The sequence below is a fragment of the Thermogemmatispora sp. genome, assembly GCF_042408735.1.
In the GTDB taxonomy this organism is placed as follows: Bacteria; Chloroflexota; Ktedonobacteria; order Ktedonobacterales; family Ktedonobacteraceae; genus Thermogemmatispora.
Map to the genome: position 1 here is coordinate 1 of NZ_JBHOQV010000005.1, position 14,430 is coordinate 14,430.

11 protein-coding genes are annotated in these 14,430 nt (G+C 60.7%); 5 read left to right on the plus strand and 6 right to left on the minus strand.

Annotated features, from left to right (window positions below; genetic code table 11):
• Positions 1–46 precede the first annotated feature (46 nt).
• The 3 genes from ACFMO7_RS00570 to ACFMO7_RS00580 all read left to right on the plus strand — a co-directional run bounded on the left by ACFMO7_RS00570 (position 47) and on the right by ACFMO7_RS00580 (position 4,143).
• The gene (locus ACFMO7_RS00570; protein WP_376793595.1) at positions 47–1,261 is read left to right on the plus strand and encodes a protein kinase; all 1,215 of its coding nucleotides are present in this window, start codon (positions 47–49) and stop codon (positions 1,259–1,261) included.
• 107 nt (positions 1,262–1,368) lie between these two features.
• On the plus strand, positions 1,369–2,718 hold the full coding sequence (locus tag ACFMO7_RS00575; protein WP_376793596.1) for an FHA domain-containing protein: 1,350 nt from the start codon (positions 1,369–1,371) through the stop codon (positions 2,716–2,718).
• Between the two features lie 279 nt (positions 2,719–2,997).
• Positions 2,998–4,143, plus strand: coding sequence for a serine/threonine-protein kinase (locus tag ACFMO7_RS00580; RefSeq protein WP_376793597.1), 1,146 nt, complete (start codon positions 2,998–3,000; stop codon positions 4,141–4,143).
• Between the two features lie 3 nt (positions 4,144–4,146).
• On the opposite strand, the gene ACFMO7_RS00585 is transcribed toward ACFMO7_RS00580, so the two are convergent.
• The gene (locus ACFMO7_RS00585; protein ID WP_376793598.1) at positions 4,147–4,629 is read right to left on the minus strand and encodes a response regulator transcription factor; all 483 of its coding nucleotides are present in this window, start codon (positions 4,627–4,629) and stop codon (positions 4,147–4,149) included.
• A gap of 223 nt (positions 4,630–4,852) precedes the next feature.
• Positions 4,853–6,913: a GAF domain-containing protein gene (locus ACFMO7_RS00590; RefSeq protein WP_376793599.1), complete on the minus strand. Its 2,061-nt coding sequence runs from the start codon at positions 6,911–6,913 to the stop codon at positions 4,853–4,855.
• Between the two features lie 455 nt (positions 6,914–7,368).
• Here ACFMO7_RS00590 and ACFMO7_RS00595 point away from each other — a divergent pair, with 455 nt between their 5' ends.
• A complete protein-coding gene (locus ACFMO7_RS00595; RefSeq protein WP_376793600.1) occupies positions 7,369–8,412 on the plus strand; it encodes a hypothetical protein in 1,044 nt (347 codons plus the stop codon).
• A gap of 356 nt (positions 8,413–8,768) precedes the next feature.
• A complete protein-coding gene (locus ACFMO7_RS00600) occupies positions 8,769–9,644 on the plus strand; it encodes a hypothetical protein (protein ID WP_376793601.1) in 876 nt (291 codons plus the stop codon).
• A 189-nt stretch (positions 9,645–9,833) separates the two neighbouring features.
• Here the strand turns inward: ACFMO7_RS00600 and ACFMO7_RS00605 are convergent, their stop codons facing one another.
• From ACFMO7_RS00605 to ACFMO7_RS00620, 4 genes are all read right to left on the minus strand, one after another.
• On the minus strand, positions 9,834–10,787 hold the full coding sequence (locus ACFMO7_RS00605) for a dihydrodipicolinate synthase family protein (protein ID WP_376793602.1): 954 nt from the start codon (positions 10,785–10,787) through the stop codon (positions 9,834–9,836).
• Positions 10,788–10,901: 114 nt separating this feature from the next.
• Positions 10,902–11,831: a DnaJ domain-containing protein gene (locus ACFMO7_RS00610; RefSeq protein ID WP_376793603.1), complete on the minus strand. Its 930-nt coding sequence runs from the start codon at positions 11,829–11,831 to the stop codon at positions 10,902–10,904.
• 388 nt (positions 11,832–12,219) lie between these two features.
• Positions 12,220–13,335: a hypothetical protein gene (locus ACFMO7_RS00615; protein ID WP_376793604.1), complete on the minus strand. Its 1,116-nt coding sequence runs from the start codon at positions 13,333–13,335 to the stop codon at positions 12,220–12,222.
• A 246-nt stretch (positions 13,336–13,581) separates the two neighbouring features.
• Positions 13,582–14,088 (minus strand): hypothetical protein, encoded by a 507-nt coding sequence (locus tag ACFMO7_RS00620; RefSeq protein WP_376793605.1) that lies wholly within the window; start codon positions 14,086–14,088, stop codon positions 13,582–13,584.
• Positions 14,089–14,430: the final 342 nt, after the last annotated feature.

Sequence of the window (14,430 nt, forward strand, 5' to 3'; positions counted from 1 at the left end):
TGCTATAATAGCCGCGAGGAATAGCCTTTAAGTAGGAGATTGCGCCATGGACGGTGACATGATCGGGCGTGTCATCAAGGGTCGCTACAAACTGATTGACGAAAGAGGGCGGGGCAACTTCGCCACCGTCTATGTTGCTCGCGACCTCGAAAACAACCACATCTACGCCATTAAAGTCTTGCACGTTGAGCTGGCCGGGGACAGCGAGCTGCTGGCCCGTTTTCAGCGTGAGGCCCGCATCCTGTTGCACCTGAGTGATCCCCACATTGTGCGCATCATCGACTATGGGGAAGATCACAACATGCACTTTATCGTGATGGACTACATCGACGGGCAGAATCTCAAGTACCACACGATCACCTATGGGCCGCTGAAGCCCTCGCGGGCCCTCAACTACGCCCACCAGATTGTCGAGGGGCTGGACGTAGCATACCGACATGGAGTGGTCCATCGCGATATCAAGCCGCAGAACATTCTCATCAATACCAAAGACGTCGTCAAAATCACCGATTTCGGGCTAGCGCGCAGCAGCGAGACGGTCACCCTGACCCGGTCAAATATGTTCATGGGCACTCCTTACTATATCGCGCCCGAGCAGGCCGAGAGCGGGCGTTCGGCAGACACACGCTCGGATCTCTATTCGGTCGCCACCGTCCTGTTTGAAATGCTGACTGGCCACCCGCCATTCGAGGGCGAGACAGCCGTAGATATCGTGATCAAGCACATGAATGAGAAAGTGCCCTCGATCTGCCGGCAGCGGCCAGGGCTGCCGCCGGAGATGGACCAGTTCTTCCAGAAGGCTATGGCCAAGGCACCCACGGAGCGCTATCAGACTCCCCAGGAGTTTTTGGCAGCGTTGGAGCAACTGCAGCAGCGCGTTCACGAGCTCGGCGTCGATGAGCGCGCCGAGCCGCCCGAGGGAGAGCGGCCCGCTCCTCCCCGTCTGCCCCCCCAAAAGCAGGCCCGCCTGGTCGTCATCGCCACGGGTCAGGTCTTTCCTCTCACCGGTGAGCAAATGGTCGTCGGTCGCCACGATCCGATTCTGGGGATCTATCCCGAGATCAACCTGATGGATAAGACAGTTGGCAGACGGCATGCCTATATTCGCAATCAACATGGTACCTTTACAGTTGAAGACTTGAACGCTCTCAACAAAACCCGCTTAAATGGAGTAGTTCTTGCACCGCATGAGGAGCATGTACTCAAGGATGGAGATATTCTCCGCTTCGGCAGCGTCGAGGTTCGCTTTGAACTGCGCTGAGCTATTACGCTATTTTGCAGTTGTAGGGACGGCCCACGCGGTCGCTTTCTCCGCCAGGATATGTGGATCGGCCAGGCAGCTCCTACAACTCGGAGGGGTGAACCAGTATGCATAATCTACTATCGAGTCCGCTCATCCTCGTTATTGCAGCGGTCGTCGTTATCATCCTGATCGTGGGGGCCATCTTGCTGATACGCAGCAGCGGCAAGAAGCGCGATGAGGAGACGAGCGCCGCGCAGGCCCAGGCACCTGACTGGCAGCGCCAGGCCGCTCCTGGAGGGTGGGGCCAGCAAGCGACAGGGAACGTGCCTGACCAGTTCTGGGGTCAGCCAGCTCAATCACAGCAGCCAGGCGGATGGGGCAGCCCCAACCCCGGTATGGCCCAGCCACAGCAGCAGCAGCCTCCGTTCGCGCCCTGGAGCGCCCAGGCCCAGAGTCCGGCTCAGCAGCCGGCCGCCTGGGGAGGTGCCGGAGTCGCCCCAGCTCAGCCACAGCCGGCTCCCTGGTCCGCCCAGCCCCAGGCCCAGCAACAACAAGCCCAGCAGATGTCTCCCTGGGGCGCACAGGCGCAAAGCTCTCCCTGGGGCATGCCGCCAGGCCAGCCCCAGCCCCAGGCTCAAGGGGCCCCCTCTCCCTCAGGCTCCGGCTGGGATAACCCACCCGCCAGTCCCAGCCCGGCCTCACCCTGGGAGAGCCAGCAGCCGGCAGCTCAAAATCCCTGGGGCCAGGCTTCGGCCCAGAGCGGCAACACAGCGCCCTGGGGATTGTCACAGCAGCCGCAGGCCGGCAGCGGGCCAGCGGCCATGCCCGCCTGGGGCCAGAGCGGCCAGCCAGGAGCAGGACAGCCAGCTCCGACCGATCCTTGGGCCCAGGCTCAAGCCCAGAGCGCCAGCCCGTCTCAGCCTTGGGGCCAGGGACTACAGCCACCGCAGGGCGCCGGCATGATGGGTCAGGTCCCCGCCACGCCTGCCCCTCCTTCATCCACAGGCAGCCCCTGGCAGCAGCCTCAGCAGGCTCAGCAGCCGGTCTCCCTGCCCGGCTTCGCTCCGGGACCCACTGGCCAGCCCGGCCAGTTCGGTCAACCCCAGGACCTCGCTCCCTCCGCTTTCTCCGAGGCCGATAGGACTATGCTGCGCACAACCGGCCCTCAAGGCCGCATCGGCATCCTGCGCGTCGAGGAGGGGAAAGAGGCTGGGCGCGTCTACGAGATCCGCAAGGACTCCCTGAGCATCGGGCGCAGCCGCGAAAGCGATATCTTTCTGGAGGATCTGGCTGTCTCTCGCTTGCACGCTTCGATCATCAACATGGGCAATGGAAACTATGCCCTCAAGGACGAGGGGAGCGCTAATGGCACCCGACTCAATGGACAGATGATCAACAAGTACCAGCCTTATCCGCTCCAGGAGGGAGATAAAATCCAGCTCGGACAGACCGTGCTTGTGTTCGCCAAACGTTGATGACAGATCTGTGGCTCAGCTTCCTGTCACCTGGCCTGACTGGCCTCGTACTGGCTCTGTCGGGCCTAGCTCGGCCCGGCATCGTTGGGTTTGGCTTGTTGGTTTTGGTTTCTCAGCTCCGAGTTTGCCTTCCTTTCGCCAGGTCAGGCAGGCTCGGAAGGTGTGTCACATCGGTCGGGCACCCGCCGCGCCGCAACGCCTCGCATGCCGCGGCTGGTTGCTTGCTGGCTTTTTGGCCCGGCAGCCACTGCCAGGGTGCCCGCTTCAATGGGGTGAGTTGTGCAGCCACAACGCGATGAGCTGATCGGAGCAACACTCGGGAACTATCGGATTCTGGCTCCCCTGGGCCAGGGCGGTATGGCGCGCGTCTATCGCGCCCGCCAGGAGAACCTGGACCGCGAGGTCGCTATTAAGGTGCTCCCGCCCTGGTATGCCTCAGACCGCAACTTCGTCGAGCGCTTCAACCTGGAAGCTCGCCTGGTCGCTCGCCTCTCCCATCCCAATATCGTCACCGTCCATGACGCCAGCGAGTATAACGGGCTGCTCTACATCGTTATGCAATTGGTCGACGGGGGTACCTTGAAACAGCGGCTCGACCAGCTCCGCGCCCAGGGCAAGACGATGGATCTGCCCGAGGCCGCGCATATCTTCCGCCAGATCGCCGACGCCCTCAGCTATGCCCACGATCAGGGGATCATCCACCGGGACGTCAAACCTGTCAACGTGCTGATGGATCGCTCTGGGCGGCCTATCCTCTCCGACTTCGGGATCGCCAAGGTCCTGGCCAGCAGCCATGAACAGCTAACGCGCCCAGGCGCCGGCGTCGGCACACCGGAATATATGTCTCCGGAGCAATGTATGGGGGGGCAGGTCGACGGTCGGGCCGATATCTATGCCCTGGGGGTGATGCTCTTCGAGGCTTTGACCGGGCGCACGCCCTTCATCGGCGATAACTACCCGGCTCTGGCCCATAGCCATCTCTATGAGCCACCGCCCCCGCCAAGCCGCTTCAACCCTACCCTCCCGGCACCGGTGGAACGGGTGATCCTGACGGCCCTGATGAAGGATCCCGCCCAGCGCTACCAGCGCGCCAGCGAGCTGGCCGACGCGCTCGATCTGGCTATCCATGCTACCGGTCGGCTGCCAGCTTATCACAGAGAAGGTTTCTCTCCCCCACCCCCTCAACGCGCTCAGGCGCCCTCAGCCGCGCCGCCCGGCATGCCTGCCGCGGCCGGTCTCGCTCAGGCGCGTACTGCTGGCTATCTCTGCCCCAATTGTCAACATCTCAATAAGCCCCAGATGCGCTACTGCACCCGCTGCGGCTGCCCGATCAATCAATGCCCCGCCTGCGGACGCATCCATACGGCCAATACGCGCTTCTGCACCGCCTGCGGGCAGGCCCTTTCAACCGTTTCTGTTTCCTGAGTCCTAATAGAAAAATCCATCTTTATCCGATTGAAGCAGCTGCTCCAGAACGCGGCGCTGCTGCAGCAAACGCTTCTGGAGCAGCGAAAGCAGGGCTTCGTCACTCATCGAGAGAATGCTGCGAATGCGCTCCACCAGGACACTGGGCTGCGTCGGCTTGGTCAGATAGTCAACGGCCCCCTCTTCCAGGCCACGTATCTGCTCGCTCAGGCGGGTCGAGGCCGTCAGGACGAGGACCCGAATAGGTGGACTCAACCGGTTGACCAGCAGCCAGTGCAGTACCTCCCAGCCAGAGACAGGTTGCATGTTCAGATCAAGGACGATCAGCTGGGGGTCAAAGCTGCGCGCCAGCTCCATCGCCTCTCGCCCGCTACGTGCCCCACGTACCTCAAAATGAGCGTAGGAGAGAAAAAGACTGAGGACATTAAGAATAGCTTCGTCATCCTCAACAATGAGAATTCTCGGTTTCCGCTCTTGAATTGACATGTCATCACCTTCTCCCAACCACGGGGACGCCACCAGAGGCCCGCAGAGCGACCCCAACCGACCCGCCTTCCTTCGCCTTGAGCTGCGAAGTCGAAGAGATCAGACAGCCCGCTCTGCCTGCCTGCCCCACTTTTGCCACGGTCCCTCAGAGAAAGGCTCACCCGAGGCAGCTGCTCGCAGACCTGGTCCGCTGGCCCGCCGCTACGGAAAGCGGCCAGGGAGGCTAGAGAGCGCGCGTCAAAGGAAAGCGCACCTCGGCCACCGTATAGCCCCCGCAGATCGGCTTGAGGCCAGGCGTGTTGGCCGGCGGCTTCAGCTCGGCCACACGTCGCAGGCTGAAGCGCCCACGCAGATCAGCCAGCAGATTGCGAATCAGCGAGAGGCCCAGCCCTTCGCCGCTCTCCTCTTCCTCTAAGGGCTTCTTCGGCCCCCTGCCCGTATCAATGACCTCGACCACCACCATGCCCTCCTCCTCTCGTCCCCGTACTAACACCGTTCCCTCGTTTAGATCAGCCATGCCATGCTTGATAGCATTGGAGACCATTTCGTTGAGTACCAGGGCCAGGATCGTGACCGCGCGCGAGGGGATCACGATCGGACAAGGCTCAACCTTAAAGGTAATGTGGGCCTCAGGTGGGCTGAGGTTGGCGCTGGCGACGCCCACAATCTTGCGCGCGATATCATCCACTCGCGCCTCACTGAGGTCCTCATGGGCCAGCAGGTCGTGAGTAGCCGCCAGCCCCTGAACTCGATTCACGCTTTCCGCCAAGGTGTTGCCCACCTCTGGTGAGCGCGTTCGCCGGCGTTGCAGCGAGAGGATGCCCGCCACCGTGGCCAGGTTATTCTTGACGCGGTGATGCAGCTCGCGCAGCAGCATCGACTTCAGCTCCAGGCCTCGCCGCGTCTCCTCATAGAGGCGCGCGTTCTCGATGGCGATAGCAGCCTCATTGGCAAAGGTCACCACCAGTTGCATCTGCTCTGGACTCAACAGGTGCCTGTGACTACTGTAGATGCAGATGCATCCCAGGACCTTCCTTTTCACCTCCAGCGGCACACAAAGCACGGAATGGATCTCGGACGAGATGAAAGGGTCAGCGCGCAAAAAGCATTTCTCGTCCTGCTGGAAGCAGTCGACGAGCATAATCGGACGCCCTGTTTGCACGGCTCGACCCGCACAGCATTCGCCCACTTTGACGCGCGCCTGCTGGATCTGGCTGCCGCCAAAGCCATAGTGGGCCAGAATGTGCAGTGTCTGCGTTTCGGCATCCAGCTCAAAGATGCAGGAGCGCTCGGCGCCACTGAGGTGCACCGCCTGGGTGGTGATCATCTGCAGCACCTCGTCGAGGTTCAGGGTGCGCGCAATGACCGTGGTCACGCGGTGAATAGTGGCCAGCTCGTGGACCTTGCGCCGCAGCTGCTCATCCGTCTGCTCGTAGAGGCGCCCATTCTCAACGTTGATAGCGATGATGCCCGCTACCACCTCCAGAAAGTTGATCTCGTCGGGCGTGAACTCCCGCGGTTCCTCCGACTGCACGCTGATGACTCCGATCAGGCGCTCAACCGAGCCGAAGAAGATAATCGGCAGGGCCAGCAAGCCGTGATACTCCGTATCGTAGGTGGTGGCCTCTGCGGCAAAGTGCGGGTCGCTCATCACGTCGCGGACTACCAGGGGATGACCTTTATCGGCCACCCAGCCGCTGTATCCCTCACCCAGGCGCAAGGTGAAATGCATGCCACCAAGGGGGCGCGGGCCATTTGTCGCTCGCAGCGTCAGGAGACGCTGCAGCTCATCGTAGAGGAAGATGGCACACAGCGAGACCTGCAGCTCGTCAGCGACAATGCGCGCCGTTAGCTCCAGGCTCTGGTCAAGATCCATGCTGGAGTTGTTGATGCCATTGATGCGCTGCAGCGCCAGCAGGTGCTGACTGTTACGCTCCAGCGAACGCCGCTGTTCGTCGGCGATCTGCCTCATCGCTTCCTGGTAGCCATGAGTCAGCGCCAGCGAGCAGGCAGATTGCAGGCGGTAAAGGCGCGCCAGGGCGGCGGCCAGAAGCTGAGGTTGATCGGCGAAAATGGCCTGCAGCTCCTCGCTGAGGGCCTCGATATAGGCCTGCATGGCCTCCAGACGGGCATCCAGTTTCCCCCCTTGCTCCGCCAGCCAGTGCCCTGAGCGCTCAAAGCGGCTGCGCAGCTCGGCCTCATCTTCCCCGGCCAGCGCCTGCAGAAACAGCCAGGCATCGCTCCCTTCCTCGGGGCCAGAGCTTTCGCCCGATGCGCGTTGCAAGCATATTTGTAACCGTGAGAGGTGTTGACCTAGCACCTGCTCCACTTCACACTGTTGCGACACGTCCTGTCACCCTGTTCTGGTTACTGCCTCTCTCGTAGGCCACGAATGGCAGATGCCCCTTTTCCTCTGAGGGAGAGGACCAGATAGTCTCAGGTCAACCAGGCCAGATGTCTTATCCGACCTTTCTGCTTCAGAGAGATGTGCTATTCTCTGCCCGTGGTACTTCAGCAGCGACCGCTACGAACTTGAACCACATTATATCATAGATAGCGGCCAGTATATAGCTGTCTGGCCTTCTCCGGGCTGTTCCCGTCAGCAGGTCTCGCCGCAGCCTCCTCCGATAGCCTTTTCAGGGGAAGAGCTGCGCGGTGGCCGGCCCGCCGACCGTTACTTAAAAAGTAACGGGAAATAACGCTGAGATCACTCGTGAGCATGTATGGGAGAAACAATCGATGAGAAGGTGCTCGCACTGCGGCCTGCCGCTCTCGCCAACATGGACCGATAGCCGCTGCCCTCGCTGTGGCTCCGTCCTGGGCCAGGGGCCTTCACCGTCGGCGCCCCTGGGTCCCGATCGGGCAGCGCCGTTTGAATATCAGTGGGGAGCCGTGCCAACCCCCATGCCCCAGGCTCAGGCTGGCGCTGTGGGATCCGCTCCGACCTCCGTGCAGCAGATGCCTTTTCCGAGCTGGCCCCAGTCGGGGCCGGCGCCTCAGCCAACGCCCTTGCCGCTAGGAGGTGGGGACTGGAGCGATGCCGACCCTGCCAGCCCAACAGCGGTCTTCCAGCCCCCGCTTGCCCCACAGCCACCGCAGCAACAGCAGCAGCCGCTCTGGCTACCGGGGACGCCGCTTCAACAAGGCCCGCTTCCACAGGAGTTTTCACCGGCTACACCTCCCAGCGCGGGGGCGGCCTTTCCCGCTCCCCCTCACCGTTCCAGCCACGTGCGCCTCGGCTTCTTCGCCTCAGCCGCCTGTCTGGTAACGGCGGCGATCATCCTGCTCTTCGTCTGGTTCATGGCCACTACTATGGTCGTCAACCCCACTGGGGGAAGCGCCAGCCTCCAGAATACGGCAACCGTTGTCGCGGGCCGCAGCAACCAGACGACGCCAACGGCCAGCGCCAGCGCTTCTCCCTCGGCAACGGCCCTGCCCGGCCAGGCGTACATCGATCAGCCCCAGCTAGCCAGCGCTGTCAATACGCAGACTGGTCAGCCGACAGAGGTTACGACGACCTTTAAGACCAATCAGGCCATCTACGTCACCTTCGCGCTCCACCCTCATGGGCAGGCCGGGGCTGTCTGTGTGTACTGGTATCTCAACGGGAATAGCGTGACCAATTTCGCTTTTCCTGTCAGGCCCTACAGCCAATCTGGCTACTCCTATGCTATCTATGGCCAGCCCGGAACAGGAAGCGTCGACCTTTACTGGGCAAGTACAACACAATGCAGCGATCGCGTCCTGGCTCAGCATGTCACCTTCACCGTCGTGGCAGGTTGAACGGCTGTCGCTCAAGGTAGAAATCCGCTTCCAGGCAACCGTCAACCTGCCCAGCGCCTTCCGGTAAGAATCAGCAGGCAGGCGGGCCGCAAAATGCTCCCATCGGGAGCGTTCTCTTTAAGTGTGGCTAGCAGCCACTTGGCAGCCAAGGCCATGCGTGCTATCCTGGGAGAGCAGCGAGCGAGCCAGGCCAAGGAGGGCGGTCAGTAATGAAGAATGCCAGCGCCAGACCTGGAGCCATCGCCTAGGAAGGGCCCGGGCAAGCATCGCTAGCATCTGAGCGGTTTTTGGGCCTTAGCTCCGGTTCCGGTGACATTTTCCGGCTGCTGGTCCATTTGAGCGAGGAGGTTTTTCCCATGCAATGCAACCGTTGTGGGGCAGCTCTTCCCACGGGAGCAGCCTCGTGCCCAGTCTGCGGCAATCCCACACCATACAACCTTTCTGCTGGTCAGACCCCCTACGATCCAACGGTGGCCGCTGGCTCGTATCAGGAGACTCCTCCCCCTCCGCCTCCAGCGACGAACTACGGTCCCCAGGGGATTGCCCCTTATGGCCCTCCCAATACGCCTACTGGCCCTTACGGTCCCCCTCCTACAGGACCCTATGGCCCGCCGCCTACTCCTCCACGCAAGAGTAACGTTGGCAAGGTGCTGCTGATTGTCGGCGCTATTCTGTTGGTCATCGTTGCGGCTTGCTGCGGTGGCTTCTTCATCATCGTCCGCAATGCTTCTAACTCTGTGGTGAGCAGCCTCAATGGAACCGCGACCGCCGTTGCCGCAACTGCCTCGGCGGATGAGGCCACCGCCAATAGCCTGCTGACTCCAACGGCAACCCCCACTACCCCAACCTCTTCTAATCAGCAGGGTCCTTCACCATCCGGCTCGCCAATCGTTCCTTCGGCAGCGGCTATCGTCACGAAGGTACAGATGGCCGATCAGGTGAAGGATGTGGCCCCTACCCATCTGACGACAACCTTTAAGATACACCAGACTATCTATGCCACTTTTGAGATAAAGAGCGGCAGTAATGGATATATGGTAGCCAAGTGGTACCTCGATAATGTACACGCCTTCGACAATAAAGTTCTGCAGGTGCAGCCGGACTACAATGCGGGCTACTTCGCTGGTTACTATAATCTTGCTGGCCAGGGAGCGGTCGAGATCTACTGGTGCACAACCTCCGACTGCAGCGATGCCCAGTTAGCCCAGGTAGCTACCTTCACGGTCGAGTAAGCTGTCCAGCGATTCTACCAGGCGTGAGTTTGTCTGGCTGCCTTGACTTTCGCCGTCAGCGACGCCAGCTCACGCCTGTGGTGGGGTTTGCCGTACAGTCCTCGAGCCAGTCCCTTCAGAAGGAGAGATTCTGACCGGGGGCTACTTTCCTTCCTGACGGCCAGGGCCGCCAGCGATTAGCCCAGCCAGCTAGCCATTCGAGCGCTCCTCATCCGCGAAGGTGGCCAGCAGAGACTTGAGCTGAGCCAGCTCTTGCTCATCGAGCGGCAGGACTGGCGAGCGGGGTCGGCCCCCATAGCCGTTGAGCAGCTGGAGCGCTGCCTTGAGGCCCGCAACGCTATAGGTGGTGGTCAGCAAGGTATTGAGGGGAACCAGGCGGGCCTGCAGGCGGCGGGCCTCTTCCAGGCGTCCGTCTTCAAAAAGGGCCTGGACACGCCAGACCTGTCGCGGCAGGACATTAGCCAGGGCCGGCACTCCTCCACGCGCTCCAACCGCCAGCGCAGGCAGCAAGAAGCCGGCGCTTCCAGCCAGAACGGCGAAATCAGGGCGGTGGACGGCTAACTGGCCGGCGATCTGGGCCAGCCTGGCAACGTTACCAGCGCTGTCTTTGAGGCCGATAATCTTGGGATGCTCTTCGGCCAGCCGACAGATCAGAGAGGCCTCCAGGTCGAGGCCAGCAGTATTGGCGGGCATGTTATAAATGACAACCGGCAGGGGAGAATATTCGGCAACCGCCCGGTAATGCGCGAGCAGGGCCGCCTCATTCATCCGTCCGCGGAAGTAGAAGGGGGGCAGAACCAGCACTGCGTCAGCCCCCGCCTGGGCCGCTCGCTCGCAGCCAGCAATGGTGGCCCGCGTCGACTGCTCACCACAGCCAGCAAGCAGCAGAAGTCTGGGATGGGCCAGCCCCTCTGCCTGAGTGAGCTGATCGATGACTCCACGGGCGGTACGAATGACAAGCTCACGCTCCTCGCCGGTCAAATGGGGTGCCTCTCCATTAGAGCCGAGGACGACGTAGCCGGCAATTTTGCTGGCTGCCAGCCAACGGAGATGGCTCTCCAGGGTCGTCAGGTCAAGTTCCTCGTTGGCATCAAAAAAGGTAGGCACGGGCGGATAAATACCCTGTAAAGGCAAGGCTGTCATAGAGCTTTCCTCCTGCTCCCCTGCGATAGACTCCGACCACAGCCAGCTACGCTCTTGCACTGGATCGCGGCAGAGGAGCCTGACCAGCAGCGGACAGAGCCGGGCCTGTCCTGGTCAACGGAAGAGCGTAGTCAGGGCTATGAGGCTGAGCATGGCAACCACCGCTAGCAGCAACCCCAGCGCCATCAGAAAAGTGAGGCCGCGCCGACGTGCGGCAGCAGCACGCTCCTTTTCAAGCCGCTCGTCTTCGGCGGGACACCAGCGGGCGCGCGCACAATAGGGGCAGAGAGGAAACAGCTCGTAGGGCTGGCAGAGCCTCCCTCCACCATAGCGATAGGACCCAATCTCATAGCGAATCTGCTCACTTTCAAAGACGGCCCGACAGTGAACACAGCGTAGCAGCAGATACTCCGACCAGTCACGCGCCTGACAGCGCGGACAGGCCGTTCCTTGAGCCGGGACAGACTCTTGCCCTGATGGGAGAGACCAGCGATGATGGCAGCGATGACAGTAGCCCGTCTCGCCCGCTGACGCTCTTTGGGAGTCTGAGAGAGGGAGGTGGATAGTTCCATCCTTGCGAACAGTGCCCCCCCCTACGCTGCCGCGCAGTACTCCCTGCTCGCGCAGCGTGGACGCTTGCTCGGCGTCAAGACTATAGATAGTCTCTCCCAGATAGATCGTGGCAGGGCCGTCCAGGGTGGGGAAGTCGTAGTGGCGTTGGCGGTCACGACGGGCTTGTGGAGAGACCTCAGCCCTGGCAGCCTTGCCAGCGCTGGGACCTTCTCGCTGGCTTGCCCCCGCGCGCTCGGCAGTTACCAGGCCCAGTTGCTCCCGCCGGCGCGCATCGTATGCCCGCCTTAGCTCAGCATCGCTGAGCGTCTGATAGGCTTCCAGAATCAAACGCATGCGCTCGTCGGCATCCTCGCCTTTGTAGACATCAGGATGGTAACGGAGCGCCAACTTCTTGAAGGCCGCCTTGATCTCAGCAAGGGAGGCGTTGGCCTCTACCCCCAATACGGCATAGTAGTCGACAAAGGAACTCATTGGGTGCTTACTTGGGTATCCAGCTCTCGGAGCATGCCGCTCGCTTTCTTGCTCACCGGTAGCTATGATACCATAGAGAACATACGCCTGAGCCTGGCTTTTGTTTCAATGACCCGTGGCCCGATCCTGGATAGCTCGCGGCAGAGCGACCAGCCTGTCACTCAACTGAGCGGACTGGGCAGAGCATCAGCCGCTGCTGAAGGCGGGCTGGGCTAGCTGTCCCCACCACGGCCAGGTCAGGGCAAAGAATCACCTGTCCCCGCTCCAGGGGACCATGAACAAAGCGCAGCGAGAAGGGCCAGACGAGCGAGCCAGCGCTTGCCGGTTCGGGAGGAGGTCTGGCTCTGCCCCATTCAGACCAGACTGGACCAGGCCAGGCTAGAGTTACTCAGAAGCGCTCGTCCCCCGTATGCCACATGAGCTTTCTGGGATCGTCCGGCGAAAACTGCGAGAGATTGGGAGAGGTTCCTCGTCCGCGCCCCTCCTCCTCGCGTAGCTGCTGCAAAGCCAGGACAGTTTCGCGCAGGCGCCTGTTTTCCTCGCGTAGCTGATAGAAACCCTGCTTCATCTTCTGCAGCTCTGCGGCATCCTGATGTAAACGTTGCATACGAGATAGCAGGTTATTCAGCGAGCCAGAGATCTGCCACAGGACATTGTCGCCTGTCAGAGGAACACGGGCACTGTAGTCGCCGTTGGCCACGCGCGTATGGGTCTCTACGATCTTCTGAATGCTATTCTCCAGCAGATCCTTTTGACGGGCGGCCTCCTCAGCCTGCATGGCCAGATCGTGCTCGAGGCGCGCGATCTCCTCAGCGCGATCGGCGCGGGCCAGGGCATGCACTGTACTGCTGACCCAGACGTAGGCCACCACCGAGATGATGATCTGGCTAATGAGGATAGGGCTGATCACTCCACTAAAGTTGATTTCGAGCATGCCCATCAGCTCAGGCGTCTGGGGAAGCTGGGTCAGTGCAAAAAAAGTAAAGAGGCAGTTGATGAGAGCAACGACAAAGACCCACCACGGAGGCAAGAAGGAGACAGTGCAGACCAGCGGCAGAATCAGCATGCCGAAGACCGGCAGATCCATCATATTGATGCCACCAGGCGTGGTTACAATATCGGCGATGGGAAAGAACATGAAGGTCAAGACCACCAGGAAGCCGGCAGCGTTGACAAAGCCGAGGCGATTCAGGACTGTGGCAATCGCGAGCAAGAAGAAGCAGATGATGACGATTGGCACCAGGTAGAAATTTGTTCCGAGGAAGCCGGCAGGCAGAGCCACGATCAGCAGGACGTAGAGGGCCGGGAGAATCTGACTGCCCGTGCGTCCGCGCCGGTAAAGTTCGCGGCGCTGGAAGGAGGCCGAGGCCGCCGGAAGTGCAGGGGAGGCCAGCCGGTACCACCAGCGTAGCCAGCGGTTCTCGCGCTGGTCAGAGGCCAAATAGCTGGGCACTTGCGCATTCGTACTCGCTGTATCAAGATCAGAGACCGTGATCCTTTTCATAGGGAAGCCTTTCCTTCCTTAGTTCTGGCAAGAACCAGTAGCGCAGCAGAGAAAGAAATAGCTAGCTGGACAGTAGCAAAGGCCCGAGCATCAGGAAAAGCGCACCAGATGCCCGCCCGCTAGAGAGCCTCCTCTAGCCGGGCGCTTGCCCTTTTTGGTGTTCTGACTGTTGTGTCTGGCCGGCCTAGCAGGCTCATCTGGCCTGCCGGGTGAGCCTGGCAGATCAGTAAGTCACATGCCGCGGCTTTATAAGCGGATGACCCCGATCGCCTGGAGATCGCGTAGGACAGCGCGCACCGCCTCGGGCGAGGTCGAGAGAATCTCGGCAATTTTTTCCACAGAGCGTGTTCCATCGGCCAGAGCAAAGACCATCCGATGCATCCGCGACCAACCAACCATCTGCCACTGCTCCAGATGCAGCAGGCGCTGAGGGAAGGCCAGGGACCCCGTGATGACGTTCTTTCCCTGCCCAGGTACGGAGGGCGGCTCGGTGAGAACCTCTTCCTGGGGGACAAAAGTCCAGTCGAGCTTTCCCAGGCGGGCGAGCTTTGGCGATGCGTCTTCTTCCTTTAGACGCCGCCCGCTCCTGCCCACGAAAAAGCAGGAGACGATGTTTCCTGCGCGCAGAATGATCTCTACGCGGCATGGCTCCGGCATCCCCGGGACTCCCGAGGGGAGATCGGCATATAGGAGTCCGGTTTTGCGATGTTCGCGCATGACCTGCTTCATCGTTTCAAAGTCCAGGCGATACATCGATCAAGGCTCTTCCTCTTGTAAACAAGGAGCCAGGAGCCTGGACGCTATCAGGCTCCTGACTTTTTCCGATTCACAGAGCTCCACAATTCGGGGAAAGGCGGTAACCGCTTTCTGATGCTGCTTTACTGGGTTCTTTCCACAGAGCCGACTCCTCGCTTAGTTATTTTAACAGATGATGCTTTCCCCAAATATTAAGATCACATAAAAATGCTGGCTATATATTGCAGAAATTCTCAGAAGGTACTATCCTTTGATAGATAGAGAAGCCCGGTTCCTTGGCACGTTTTACCCAGGGGGGTATTGACAAGGATTTATATCATAGTTCATGATAAAGACGGA

Bases quoted from the DNA above. Each gene is read 5' to 3' on its own strand.
- ACFMO7_RS00605 (WP_376793602.1), bottom strand. From the start codon at position 10,787: ATGACAGCCTTGCCTTTACAGGGTATTTATCCGCCCGTGCCTACCTTT.
- ACFMO7_RS00585 (WP_376793598.1), bottom strand. From the start codon at position 4,629: ATGTCAATTCAAGAGCGGAAACCGAGAATTCTCATTGTTGAGGATGAC.
- ACFMO7_RS00620 (WP_376793605.1), bottom strand. From the start codon at position 14,088: ATGTATCGCCTGGACTTTGAAACGATGAAGCAGGTCATGCGCGAACAT.
- ACFMO7_RS00615 (WP_376793604.1), bottom strand. From the start codon at position 13,335: ATGAAAAGGATCACGGTCTCTGATCTTGATACAGCGAGTACGAATGCG.
- ACFMO7_RS00570 (WP_376793595.1), top strand. From the start codon at position 47: ATGGACGGTGACATGATCGGGCGTGTCATCAAGGGTCGCTACAAACTG.
- ACFMO7_RS00575 (WP_376793596.1), top strand. From the start codon at position 1,369: ATGCATAATCTACTATCGAGTCCGCTCATCCTCGTTATTGCAGCGGTC.
- ACFMO7_RS00595 (WP_376793600.1), top strand. From the start codon at position 7,369: ATGAGAAGGTGCTCGCACTGCGGCCTGCCGCTCTCGCCAACATGGACC.
- ACFMO7_RS00600 (WP_376793601.1), top strand. From the start codon at position 8,769: ATGCAATGCAACCGTTGTGGGGCAGCTCTTCCCACGGGAGCAGCCTCG.
- ACFMO7_RS00610 (WP_376793603.1), bottom strand. From the start codon at position 11,831: ATGAGTTCCTTTGTCGACTACTATGCCGTATTGGGGGTAGAGGCCAAC.